Origin of the sequence: Planktothrix rubescens CCAP 1459/22, from assembly GCA_904830895.1 — a bacterium.
Taxonomy (GTDB): domain Bacteria; phylum Cyanobacteriota; class Cyanobacteriia; order Cyanobacteriales; family Microcoleaceae; genus Planktothrix; species Planktothrix agardhii.
The window spans coordinates 989,476-1,002,018 of sequence record LR882958.1 but is presented as its reverse complement, the minus strand read 5'-3'; the positions used below and the strand labels follow the sequence as shown (position 1 = coordinate 1,002,018).

General features: G+C 34.3%; 11 protein-coding genes. All 11 read left to right on the top strand.

What is annotated here, in order from left to right; genetic code table 11:
- Positions 1-9: 9 nt before the first annotated feature.
- On the top strand, positions 10-1,884 hold the full coding sequence (locus tag NMG86_RS04730; protein ID WP_043939658.1) for a hypothetical protein: 1,875 nt from the start codon (positions 10-12) through the stop codon (positions 1,882-1,884).
- A 74-nt stretch (positions 1,885-1,958) separates the two neighbouring features.
- Positions 1,959-2,507 carry a dTDP-4-dehydrorhamnose 3,5-epimerase gene (rfbC, locus tag NMG86_RS04725; RefSeq protein WP_026797127.1) on the top strand — a complete coding sequence of 183 codons (549 nt, stop codon included), beginning with the start codon at positions 1,959-1,961 and terminating at the stop codon, positions 2,505-2,507.
- The gene (gene rfbD, locus NMG86_RS04720; RefSeq protein WP_026797126.1) at positions 2,504-3,379 is read left to right on the top strand and encodes a dTDP-4-dehydrorhamnose reductase; all 876 of its coding nucleotides are present in this window, start codon (positions 2,504-2,506) and stop codon (positions 3,377-3,379) included. Before rfbC ends, rfbD begins: the two co-directional genes overlap by 4 nt.
- A gap of 51 nt (positions 3,380-3,430) precedes the next feature.
- On the top strand, positions 3,431-4,504 hold the full coding sequence (locus tag NMG86_RS04715) for a glucose-1-phosphate thymidylyltransferase (RefSeq protein ID WP_026788886.1): 1,074 nt from the start codon (positions 3,431-3,433) through the stop codon (positions 4,502-4,504).
- Positions 4,501-5,382: a glycosyltransferase family 2 protein gene (locus NMG86_RS04710; protein ID WP_026788885.1), complete on the top strand. Its 882-nt coding sequence runs from the start codon at positions 4,501-4,503 to the stop codon at positions 5,380-5,382. Before NMG86_RS04715 ends, NMG86_RS04710 begins: the two co-directional genes overlap by 4 nt.
- A 165-nt stretch (positions 5,383-5,547) precedes the next feature.
- Positions 5,548-6,621, top strand: coding sequence for a glycosyltransferase family 4 protein (locus NMG86_RS04705; protein WP_026797125.1), 1,074 nt, complete (start codon positions 5,548-5,550; stop codon positions 6,619-6,621).
- Between the two features lie 220 nt (positions 6,622-6,841).
- Positions 6,842-7,003, top strand: a complete 162-nt coding sequence (locus NMG86_RS04700; RefSeq protein ID WP_158295799.1) for a hypothetical protein — start codon at positions 6,842-6,844, stop codon at positions 7,001-7,003.
- Positions 7,004-7,147: 144 nt separating this feature from the next.
- Positions 7,148-7,315, top strand: a complete 168-nt coding sequence (locus NMG86_RS04695; RefSeq protein ID WP_158295798.1) for a hypothetical protein — start codon at positions 7,148-7,150, stop codon at positions 7,313-7,315.
- A 26-nt stretch (positions 7,316-7,341) separates the two neighbouring features.
- Positions 7,342-8,847 (top strand): DNA methyltransferase, encoded by a 1,506-nt coding sequence (locus NMG86_RS04690; protein ID WP_026798713.1) that lies wholly within the window; start codon positions 7,342-7,344, stop codon positions 8,845-8,847.
- A 24-nt stretch (positions 8,848-8,871) separates the two neighbouring features.
- A complete protein-coding gene (locus tag NMG86_RS04685; RefSeq protein ID WP_043937960.1) occupies positions 8,872-9,978 on the top strand; it encodes a hypothetical protein in 1,107 nt (368 codons plus the stop codon).
- Positions 9,979-10,239: 261 nt separating this feature from the next.
- Positions 10,240-12,537 (top strand): dynamin family protein, encoded by a 2,298-nt coding sequence (locus NMG86_RS04680; RefSeq protein WP_052338633.1) that lies wholly within the window; start codon positions 10,240-10,242, stop codon positions 12,535-12,537.
- Positions 12,538-12,543 lie beyond the last annotated feature (6 nt).

The window sequence follows — 12,543 nt, the reverse complement described above, 5'->3', positions numbered from 1 at the left end:
TGATAGTTAATGGCTCAAAAATCCTCCTCTATTATCACTTTTCCTGCTGTTATTTTATGGCTGATATATTTAATCCCTATTTTGGGAGTAACGGGATTTATTATTTGCTTTGGTGTGAATATTCCCTTTTATGATCAGTGGGTTGTACCTGCTTTATTTGAAAAAACAGCCACGGGAACATTACAATTTAAAGACTTATTTGAACTGCATAATAATCATCGTATTCTATTTCCGCGATTAATTTTTATTGCTTTAGGATTTATTTCAAGTTGGAATATTAAATTAGAGCTTTTTTTGAGTTTAGGATTGGCAATATTAACCTTTATATTGTTATATAAAATTTCTGCTAATACCTCAAAAAATCAAAATTATTTCTTTCATTTTACTAATTTATTAACAGCTTTAATATTTTTCTCCTTAGCTCAATCAGAAAACTGGCTTTGGGGATTTCAAATTGCTATATTTTTAATCAACTTTTGCGTAATTTTAAGTTGTTTTATTTTAATCCCAATTCCAGATAAAAACTCAACACTTCTAGTCTCCCCCATTAGCAAGGGGGGGCAAGGGGGGGTTAAGTCTGTAATATTATTAATTATAATTGGTCTAACTCAAAATCAAATTAAACCTAAAACGAAGCTATTATTGGCTGCGATTCTTTGTTTGATTGCCAGTTTTTCATCTGCTCAAGGTTTAATGACTTGGTTGGCTTTAATACCTGGAATTATCATGATTTCAGAATCAGGTTATCAAAGAAGAAAATACCTAATTTTTTGGATGACTTTATTTTTAAGTTCAAGTTTAATTTATTCAATTGGATACACTCAAGAACCGAAAATAATTAATCTCTCTCTCCTTGAAAAGTTATTTACTTTTATTCAATTCTTTTTTAATGTAATTGCTGCGCCCGTGACAAATTCTCAAAATTTTAGTATTTGGATCGGAATAATTATTATCTTAAATTTTATTGTTTTAGGAAGTTACTGTCTGATTAATCTAAAAAACAAAAAATATTTAATAAAATTATGTTCTCCTTGGTTTTCGATTGGAATATTTTCTATCCTATGCTCGATTGTAATTACATTAGGTCGTTATGATTATGGAGCGAATTATGCTATTTATACCTCTCGATATACAACTCATTCTTTACTATTAATTATTGCCGTTATTCAACTTTGGTTTATAATGATTTCAGAAGGTAATTTCTATTTAAAAAATTATTACCCTAAACTGATTTATAGTTTTATCGGGGGAATTTTAGTCTGTTTAATAGCGGTAAAATCAGAAATAGCGATCGCTCAAGCTCAAACGGATGTCATCAATAAACAACGGGGGGAAACCTGCTTAGAACTAATTAACTATTTAGAAGACTCTCAATTCTTTAAAACCCATCCTGAACGTTGCTTATTAAGATTAAGTAAAACAACTTGGTGGATTCAAGATGGGGTTAAACAACTTCAGGGCGTTAATCTTAGAAATTGGGCAAATAATATCACATTCAAAACCGAATCAGAACAACTTTATGGTTATATTGATTTTCCTCTTTTTGGTGATCAACCATTAAAATTAAAGCCAAAAGATGACCTGACATTAAAAGGATGGGCAATTTTTCCCCAGCAACAAAATCAGCCCCAACTCGTCTTTTTCAGCAGGGGAAATCAACAAACCTTTTTTGCCAATGCTAATATTGGTTTAAATAGTCCAGATATTGCTCAAGTATTGAATTCTCCCCTCTATAATTATGCGCGATGGGAAGTTACAATTCCTACTGTACAATTGCATAATGATTTGGGAAACACAAGGGTTAAAGCTTGGGTCTATAATCCTGATGGGAATGAATTTATCCCGTTAAAGGGAGAAGTCAATATTATTCTTGAAAAAAATTAACCTTTAATTCAGTTCTGATCAAGTAGCAATAATTTGGTACAATGTTTAGTCGCTGACCACAATTCCATCTAAAAATGACTATTACTCCTACAAAAATTCCAGATGTTTTCATCATCGAGCCCAAAGTATTTGGAGATGAGAGAGGCTTTTTCTTTGAAAGTTTTAACCAGAAAAATTTTACCGAAAAAACAGGAATTACCTCGGAGTTTGTACAAGACAATCATTCCCGTTCTGTTAAAGGGGTTTTAAGAGGTTTACATTATCAAATACAACAAACCCAGGGCAAATTATTGCGCGTTATTGCAGGCGAAATCTTTGATGTGGCGGTGGATATGAGAAAAAGTTCTCCGAATTTTGGAGAGTGGGTGGGTTGCATTCTCAGTGCAGAAAATAAGCGACAATTTTGGATTCCCCCAGGATTTGCCCATGGCTTTGTCGTGATTTCAGATATTGCTGAAGTGTTATATAAAACCACCGACTATTATGCCCCGGAATATGAGCGTTCTTTGCTCTGGAATGATCCCGATTTAGGCATTGATTGGCCATTAGAAGGAATCACCCCAATTTTGTCAGTAAAAGATCAAGCAGGTCAACCTTTAAAAACGGCGGATTTTTTCTCATGAAACGAATTTTATTGATCGGAAAAGATGGTCAACTCGGTCAAGAATTACAGCCTTTCCTCGCCTCTCTGGGTTCATTAGTCAGTGTCGGACGAGACACCCTGGATTTATCCCAAACCCAAGAAATTGAAAGGCTAATTGAGGAAATCAAACCGGAATGGGTGATTAATGCCGCCGCTTATACCGCAGTAGATAAGGCAGAAAGTGAACCGGAGTTAGCCCTAAAAATTAACGGAATTGCACCCGGTATTTTAGCTAAAACCTGTCAGCAATTAGATGCAACATTGATTCACATTTCCACGGATTATGTGTTTGATGGAACCCAAAGCCATCCTTATCTTGAAACCGATCCGACTCACCCTTTAGGTGTTTATGGAGAATCAAAATTATTAGGAGAAATGGCAATTCAAGCATCCCAAGCTAAATTTGCAATCCTCAGAACAGCTTGGGTTTATGGTGTGGGTGGAACCGGAAATTTTGTCAAAACAATGTTACGTTTAGGGAAAGAACGGGAAGAAATTCGCGTTGTTAGTGATCAAGTTGGGAGTCCGACTTGGACGGGAGATTTAGCACAATCTATTGTGCAATTAATGCCCCTTTTGAATGATCAAAACTACGGAATTTATCACTGTACAAATAGCGGTGTTACCAGTTGGTATGATTTTGCGATCGCAATTTTTGAAGAAGCCCAACTATTAGGTTTTCCCCTCAAAATTGAACGGGTAATTCCCATTACAACCGCCGAATATCCAACGCCAGCAACTCGTCCCGCCTATTCAGTTTTAAGCGGGAAAAAGTTAGCTAATATTGTGGGAAATCATACTCCCCAATGGCGACAAGGACTGAGGAAAATGCTACAACAATTAAAACCGTAGAGACGTGCCACGGCGCGTCTCTGTTGCTCTACTAACCCTTAATTATTAATTATGAAAGCACTAATTCTTTCAGGTGGAAAAGGAACTCGTTTACGCCCCTTGACATACACAGGTGCAAAACAATTAGTTCCCGTCGCTAATAAACCGATTTTATGGTATGGAATTGAAGGAATTGTAGCGGCTGGAATTACAGAAATTGGGATTATTATTAGTCCAGAAACCGGAGAAGAAGTTAAAAATTTAACGGGGAATGGCGATCGCTTTGGCGCAAAAATCACCTATATTTTACAAGAACAACCAGCCGGACTCGCCCATGCGGTGAAAGTGGGTCAACCATTTTTAGGAGATTCTCCCTTTATTATGTACTTGGGAGATAACTTAATTGAAAGTCAACTAAGTCAGTTTTCCGAGAGGTTTAAACAGCAAAAACTAGATGCGTTAATTCTACTAAGAACTGTAACTAATCCCAGTGCTTTTGGGGTAGCCGTTGTTGATGATCAAGGACGGGTATTAAAGTTAATTGAAAAGCCCAAAGTTCCCCCCTCTAATTTGGCTTTAGTCGGGGTTTATTTTTTTGATAAAACTATTCATGAAGCGATCGCTAAAATCCAACCTTCCGCTAGGGGAGAACTCGAAATTACCGACGCTATTCAACAACTGATTGATGATCATAAAAGTGTTGAGGCTTGTACCTTAGAAGGTTGGTGGTTAGATACAGGAAAAAAAGATGATTTACTCAGTGCAAATCAAATTATTTTAGATTCCTGTATTACCTACGATGTAGCAGTAGAAATAGACGAAAAGAGTCAAATTTTAGGCCGGGTTAAAATTGGTAAAGGTACAAAATTAGTCAACTGTAGTATACGGGGGCCAGTGATTATTGGGGAAAATTGCCATTTAGAAAATTGCTTTGTTGGCCCCTATAGTAGTGTTGCGAATAAAGTCACTTTAATTGATGCTGAAATCGAACATAGTGTCATCTTAAGTGAAGCTAAAATTATTGGGATTAATCAACGCATTGTAGATACGGTTATTGGTCGTCGGGCTAGTTTAAGTACCGCCCCTCAACGACCCAAAGCCCTACGTTTTATGATTGGAGATGATAGTCAAGTTGAATTAGCGTGATTTACTGGATAACGGTTAATTATTACTCTACCGAACTGATTAAACGGTTAATTAATTCTCTCGTAGAGACGTGCCATGGCGCGTCTCTACAGGGAATTAATTATCAAATTATTATTATTAATAATTCCCCCGATGATCTTTCTATTCATCGGTTAAAATCTCCGTATATTCTGGTATTTGACGCACCCGAAAATATTGGGTTTGGTCGAGCTTGTAATATTGGGTTAAATTGGGTTTATCAACAAGATTCTCAAGCCCTTGTTTGGTTAATTAATCCCGATGCTTATTTATCTAAAAATGTGCTATCTCAAGCAATTGATGTCTTTAAATCTTACCCAGAATTATCTATTTTAGGAACAGTTATTTATAATAACAAAGGAGAATTAGAGTTTACAGAAGGTCAATTTAACCGAAAAACTGGTATAATTAAAGTCTGTAATCAACTATCAGAATTTTTGCAAAATCAACCTTACCAATTAACAGAATGGGTATCGGGATGCAGTCTATTAATTAATTTGAAAAACTTTAAAGAATGTCCTCAATTTGATCCTAACTATTTTCTCTATTATGAAGATTTTGATTTCTGTTTAAGGTATCGAAATCAAGGACATAAAATTGGGATTACTGCACAAATTCAAGTATTTCATCAAACTTCATCCATTACCCAGAGAAACCCTAACCTCAAACTTCAATATAGTATTTACAGTTATCTTCTCAGTCTTGATAAACATACTTCTAAAGCTGTTTTGCTCTACTGGTTATTTAGAATTAGTTTTATTGGTTTAATTACAATCTTAATTACTCCTAAAAAATCTTGGTATAAACTCAAAGGAGTTATAAATTTTATTGTTAAAAATATCAGCAATAAGCTATTATAGATCTAGTAATATTTTTAATTATAGCAACCGCCAAGGCAGTTAGGACACCAGACGGATCTTAGAACCCAGACGGTGAAGTATTTCCCCCCTGTTCCCTCCCCCCTAGCCCTCGTGCACGGGGGGTTTGGGGGGGCTGTTCCCTGTTCCCTGCTATATAGATTTTTTATGAGTAAATCACTCTTGATTAATTTATCATTTTTAATTCCTGAACCCACAGGAATATCTATTTATGCTAGTCATATTTTACCCGCTTTAAAACCTCTGCAACCTACCTTATTAACCGCTCAAGAAAACCCCGATTATTCTTGTTATTCCGTTCCCAATAATATGACCCCCGACCAAGGAACAAAGGGACATCTTAGGCGGTTACTTTGGACACAGTTTAAACTCCCTAAAATATATCAGCAATTAAAGGGGAATTTGATATTTTCTCCAGTTCCAGAAGCCCCTTTATATTCAGGATGTCGGTCAATTGTAATGGCTCATGATTTAATTCCGTTAAGGTTTCCGAGGCGGGGTTCTCGGTTAACAGCGTATTTTAAATATTATATTCCCTTGGTATTATCTCAAGCCGAACATATTATCTGTAATTCTATCGCAACGGCTGAAGATTTAATCGCGTTTTTTAACATTCCAGAACACAAAATTACACCAATTCCCCTCGCCTACAACCCTCAACAATTCCAATTTTTAGACCTACCAACCGACAATTATTTTCTCTATATTGGTCGTCATGATGCTCATAAAAATGTGTCCCGATTAATTAATGCTTTTGCCGGGTTAAAAAAACCATCAGACTATGAATTATGGTTAGCCGGCCCAACGGATGAAACCTATACCCCCGAACTCAAAAGGCAAGTTCAAAAGTTAGAATTAACTCAACAAGTAAAGTTTTTAAATTATGTTCCAACCGATGAATTAACTACAATAATTAATCAAGCCATTGCTGTTGTTTTTCCCAGTCTTTGGGAGGGGTTTGGTTTCCCGGTTTTAGAAGCGATGGCTTGCGGAACTCCCGTTATTACCTCTAACCTATCTTCCTTACCCGAAGTGGGGGGAAATGCGGCATTATATGTTAATCCTTATCAAGTAGAAGAAATTACAGAAGCAATGGAAACCCTAGCAAATAATATGGAAATGCGATCGCATTTAAGACAATTAGGATTAGCACAAGTTAAACAATTTAGTTGGGAAAAAACCGGAAAAGAAACAGCAAAAATCATCCAAAATCACCTATAAATCATCCCGTTGTTGCGCTTTAGCGCATCTTATTCGTTGTAGTATAGCATCAGAAAAGAATGCGCAGCAAGCGCAACAACGTTGGAACAACTGGATTTGGTTCCCAGGTATAACCAGGGAACCAGAGGCGAAGCAAAAAATATTAGTACACAGAGGTTATTTTATTCGGACTCATGATAAAATTGGGAGACTTCATCAAAGACCAGTCAGCCAGGTTAAAATGAACATAACAACAGCTAACAGATCTGCGCGAATTACTGAAATTATTCAAAAACGCCAGCCCCTAGCTCAGAGGATCATCAGTGTAGAATCTAATTTAAAGAATCTGCAAAATGCAATTCAAATTTTAGAAAGTGACCGAAAGCAACAACTTAACCAATAGCCAAACGAGGCTAAAATTGTTGATAAGTTAAATAAAATTGATTTTTCTTCAATCTTATCAAAAATAGAAAAAGAATTACGAGAACTACATAAGTTAAGGATTTGTTTCGCTCGTCAAACCCTCAATATCGGCGTGGTTGGACGAATGAAACAAGGGAAAAGTACCCTACTACAAACCCTGAGTGGACTGTCTGATGATGAAATTCCAGCCCGTTCAGGAAAAGCCTGTACTTTTGACCAGATCCTAAAAAAACAGGGGTTTCTATTGAAATTGAACTGTTATAATAATTACAATAGTCAACTAAAAAATTAATTTGTTTAATTAGGATTAAAGTAAAAATGGAAAATTACTATCAACTTAACTTATTTAATCATAGTCAGAATTCAATTAATTACAACAATTTAAAATATCCTAAAGGCTATAAAGGGTTAGCAAGATTTCACAAATACTGGGGAAAAAAACCAATTGAGTCTTTATCATTTCTGATTGACGCTTTAACCCAAAAAGATGATCTCATTCTTGATCCTTTCTTGGGTTCAGGTTTAGTGGCAAGGGAAGCACTTCTGAAAAAAAGAAGATTTATCGGGATTGATATTAATCCCATAGCTATTGAACTATCAAATCTTATGGTCAATCTTCCTTGTTCTTTTCAACTTCAAGAAGCCATCAATAATTTAGATCAAAAAATTAAGCATAAAATATATAAAACCTACATTTTAGAAGACGATAAAATAGCAAGTCACTATCTATGGAATGGGGAAGAATTAATTTCAACTTGGAATATATCAAACTTTAAAAAAACTCGTGAAGAAAGACAACCAACAGATTATGATTGTATTTTAATCAATCAATATGAAAATTATATATCCAAAAGTTTGCGTAAAATTCAGCTTTTTAATAATAGTCGAATTAATACCACTAATCTGTTAACCCTAAATGATATATTTACTGGCCGCGCTTTGTATAATATTGACATTTTAAGAGAAGAAATTAACCATTTACCTCAGAATATCCAAAAACCCTTGTTACTTTCGCTAACAGCTGCTTCTGGTCAAATGTCAAAAATGGTTTTCGCTATCACAAGCCGAGGTAAGAATCAGAACAAAATAACTAATAAAATAGAAGTAGGAAGTTGGGTAGTGGGATATTGGAGACCTAAACTTCATTTTGAGATTAATGTTTGGAACTGTTTTGAAAATAAAGTAAATAATTTAATTAAAAGTGTTATTGATAACAAAGAAAAAGAAAGATACTTAGTTTCTACAAGGCTAGAACCTGTTATCAATAAAAATAATCAATTGGCTTTGATTTTAGGTAATAATCTTACTGTTTTAAAAGAATGTCCTGATGAAGTTGTATCTTTAATTATAACTGATCCTCCTCATGGCGATAGAATTCCTTATTTAGAATTGAGTGAAATGTGGAACTCTTTATTGGGTAAAATCCCAAATTTTACTGAGGAAATTGTAATTTCTAATGCAAAAAATAGAGAAAAAAATAAAGAAGATTATACCCATAATATGAGTATTTTTTTAAAAACAGCGAGTCGTATTTTAAAACCAAGTGGAATACTAGCTTTGTTCTTTAATGCTAAAGATAAAGATAGTTGGAAATTTTTAAAACAACATCTTACATCTTTACAATATCTTAAATTTAGAGGGTATTTTCCTATGAATTATTCAGCCCAATCTGTGATCCAAGATAATAGAGAAGGAAGTTTAAAAAGTGATTTTATTTTAATCTATCAAAAATCAGGGATTGATGATTTAGAAAAATTAAAGCCTTTATTGGAAATTCCTGAATGGTCTGTAGAGTTTCCTGAAGATTTTTTAAAACTTAACTAATTTTTATAGATTGAGGTATGAATCATGTCTAATAATAACTTAAATACATTTTTTCATCTTGAATCTTTATATAATCAGGGTAATTTTTATGAACTAACTAACTCTGAAGATGGTTTATATTTTCTCAAACTTCGTTCTTTAGCTCGAAAAGAATATTTACTTTATTTGTTGGAAAAAAGTAAAATTTATGTAGACAAACTTCCAGCTAAAGAACTATTAAAAAAATCTTTTGAGGCACAAGTTTCTACTTCTATTATTGAAATGACTATCCGTGAAATTTATACTCAAGAACGAATAGAAAGAAAGAATTTAGAGCGTCAAATTTTGGCAGAACTTTATAAGTTGCGAGTCTTTGATTGGGGCGGTATTCATCAAAATGATATTAATAAACACTTAGTCAATAATTATATTAAAAAAATAAATAACTATGATTCCTTAGTTGAAAAGATTGAAAACGAAATATTAAATAGTTTAAAAGGTTTTATTCTTTGTTCATGGTATAATAATTGGACATCTATTATTATCGAAGATATTTTTAAAGATCATCCTCGTGTTTTACCAACCATTGGTAAAATCAAGCAAGTAGATTTTTTTATAGATCAAGTTCCTTTTGATCTCAAAATGACCTATTTTCCTATAGGATTCATGGAGAAAAAAAGAAAAGAGAGAGGGTTAACAGTTAAAGAAGTGTCTGAATTAAAAAAAGCAGCTAATTCCTTTGAAATTCCATTTGATAAAAACAGAAGCGATCAGGATCTATTATTAGATTTAATTGCTGCTTTTTCAGAAAATTCACAAACAAAAGTACAAGATTTTTACCATCAATTTATTTCAACAAGACGTGAAATTATTACCGAAACCATACAACAACCTCGAAACCTTCTTAAATGGTTATATGAACAACAAGGCACTCAAAGATTTGATGCTAGTAATCGACTATTTTTAATAGTTATTGATCTTAATCATCTTGAAAACAGTTGGAAGATCAAGAGAGATTATCAACTATTAAAATCAGAGATTGATAATTATCTTAATAATCAGTTCTTTGATTGGGAAAAACTCAAACTTGACTGGTCATTTAATAACCAACAATATAAAAGCTATACAGATGTTATATTTGTTGTTAAGTAGGGTTTGCTGAAGAAGATTGAAAAAGGGACAGTGTAAGGATGTTTCAGCAATAAAAACCGGAACAGGTGCAAGGACAAGGTGTAAAATAGTCCAAAAAGCTGGCATGATGAGTCGGGGAAAATGTACCGTAAAGACGAGCAAGGTATAACCAGGGAACCAGAGGCGAAGCAAAAAATATTAGTACACAGAGGTTATTTTTTACGGACTCATGATAAAATTGGGAGACTTCATCAAAGACCAGTCAGCCAGGTTAAAATGAACATGACAACAGCTAACAGATCTGCGCGAATTACTGAAATTATTCAAAAACGCCAGCCCCTAGCTCAGAGGATCATCAGTGTAGAATCTAATTTAAAGAATCTGCAAAATGCAATTCAAATTTTAGAAAGTGACCGAAAGCAACAACTTAACCAATGGCCAAACGAGGCTAAGATTGTTGATAAGTTAAATAAAATTGATTTTTCTTCAATTTTATCAAAAATAGAAAAAGAATTACGAGAACTACATAAGTTAAGGATTCGTTTCGCTCGTCAAACCCTCAATATCGGCGTGGTTGGACAAATGAAACAAGGGAAAAGTACCCTACTACAAACCCTCAGTGGACTCTCTAATGATGAAATTCCAGCCCGTTCAGGAAAAGCCTGTACTGCGGTTCGTAGCACAATCTATCATCAACCGGAAAATCTAACTGAAGCGTTAGTTACATTTCATACTGAAGAATCATTTTTACAAGAGGTAATTCTTCCCTACTTTGACCATGAAAAATTGGCTAATATTTTACCTAAAACCCCACCTCAGAGCCTAGATGATTTTCACAAAATCCAACTTCCATCACAGGATTTACTGCAAGGAAATGATGCCACCACTAAAACAATCTATAAACGTCTTTGTGATGATTATCACTTCAATTTTAACGATTATTCCCCGTTTATTGGTAAACAACCGATACGGATAACCAAAGAAAAAATCCGAGAATATGTTGCTCAGAAAGAAGAAAATGGAAAACTCACCGATAGCAAACATTTAGCGGTTAGGAAAGTAGAAATTTCCTGCTCTTTTCCTAATGCCAATGAAATCGGAAAAATTGCATTAGTTGATTTACCAGGGTTAGGAGATTTTAAACTGGGTGATGAAAAATTAATGTTGACAACTTTAGGGGAAGAAGTTGACGTAGTTTTATTTATTCTTAAACCCAATGAGAATGGTTCTGTGTGGACAATTAACGACACAGAACTTTATAATACAGCCAGTCAAGCTTTAAATGAATTATCAGCCAGATCATTTTTTGTTCTTAACAATAAAGTTAATGGTGATGACAGTGGTAACTTAAAAAGCTGTCAAGATCTTAAAGCTGATATTGATCAACAAATAGTTCAAATTAAGGTGGTTGAATGCCTGATTGCTGACTGTCGTAATCCAGAACAAGCAAATCAAGTCTTAGATCAAGTTTTAGATTATTTAGAAACTCAAGTCATTGAATTAGATGCGCGATATGCAAAATCTAATCAAGAGTGTTTGATTCAACTTCATGAACAATTAAAAACTGAGTTAGATCATGCAAAAAATGCCCTTGGTGGAACGGGAGAAAATTTTTATAAATTTATGGAACAAGAGTTTAGTAAGTTATTTGGAAATAATACAAAAGGTTGGTGGAAAGATGTTGTACTCGGTTTAGAAAACTTGCGCTCAGACCTGTGGTTATATCGGGATAATCCAGATAAAAATTTAGAGGATAAGGTCACTGAAGCGATTCAAAATTGTAACAAAAACAAAGGTGTTTTGTCCTCGGAAAATCCCTTAGAAGAAATTAATGAACGAATCAGAACCAGTGGTGCGTTGATAACCTATGCAGATTATCAAGATAAGTTGCGGGTGTTATTATCCCATCATTTTATTACCTTAGATGATGGACTAAAAAAAATGATAGAAGATACCAAAAAGCAGGTCGCTGAAGTTTTGATTGAAAAAGGTCGCTTGGGAGTCTTAACAAATGCGAGAGGATCGGAATTTATCCGAGAATTAGAAAAAAGGATCGATTTAGCAGATGAAGATCAAGACTATTCTCCTAATTTAAAACAAGGATTGAGAATTTTTATTGATTTTGAACTGTCCTATCGAGGATTGGTACAACACCGAATTCGGAAGCATTTAGATCAACTCACGAATGTTTTACCGTCGAATAATTCAACGGGACAATTACTGGATAAAGATGAAATATTGCGTCCTGATGCTTCAACTACGGCACAAGAAATTCTAACTGCACTAGAGATTAAATATGATACTGCGGTGCATCGTATTCAACCTGCTTTGGAAGAATTGCTCTGGGAACCAAATCAAGCCGCTTATGCCATGGTTGAAGAATTTGTTGATAATATTATCCGTCAAGAAGATGTTCAGGAAGAATGGAAAAATTTCTTGCGGGAAGTGCGATCGCAAGTTTGGCCAGAACAACTGGGTCAACTCGAAAATAATCACGAACTTCGTGATCATTGGCTGCAATTAGTTAAGAATGTAGAAAGTGCTAATCAGCCTGAATTATTGCAGTTTTTAAACGTTTAAATCGGA

Bases quoted from the DNA above. Each gene is read 5' to 3' on its own strand.
- NMG86_RS04730 (WP_043939658.1), top strand. From the start codon at position 10: ATGGCTCAAAAATCCTCCTCTATTATCACTTTTCCTGCTGTTATTTTA.
- rfbC (WP_026797127.1), top strand. From the start codon at position 1,959: ATGACTATTACTCCTACAAAAATTCCAGATGTTTTCATCATCGAGCCC.
- rfbD (WP_026797126.1), top strand. From the start codon at position 2,504: ATGAAACGAATTTTATTGATCGGAAAAGATGGTCAACTCGGTCAAGAA.
- NMG86_RS04715 (WP_026788886.1), top strand. From the start codon at position 3,431: ATGAAAGCACTAATTCTTTCAGGTGGAAAAGGAACTCGTTTACGCCCC.
- NMG86_RS04705 (WP_026797125.1), top strand. From the start codon at position 5,548: ATGAGTAAATCACTCTTGATTAATTTATCATTTTTAATTCCTGAACCC.
- NMG86_RS04700 (WP_158295799.1), top strand. From the start codon at position 6,842: ATGAACATAACAACAGCTAACAGATCTGCGCGAATTACTGAAATTATT.
- NMG86_RS04695 (WP_158295798.1), top strand. From the start codon at position 7,148: ATGAAACAAGGGAAAAGTACCCTACTACAAACCCTGAGTGGACTGTCT.
- NMG86_RS04690 (WP_026798713.1), top strand. From the start codon at position 7,342: ATGGAAAATTACTATCAACTTAACTTATTTAATCATAGTCAGAATTCA.
- NMG86_RS04685 (WP_043937960.1), top strand. From the start codon at position 8,872: ATGTCTAATAATAACTTAAATACATTTTTTCATCTTGAATCTTTATAT.
- NMG86_RS04680 (WP_052338633.1), top strand. From the start codon at position 10,240: ATGACAACAGCTAACAGATCTGCGCGAATTACTGAAATTATTCAAAAA.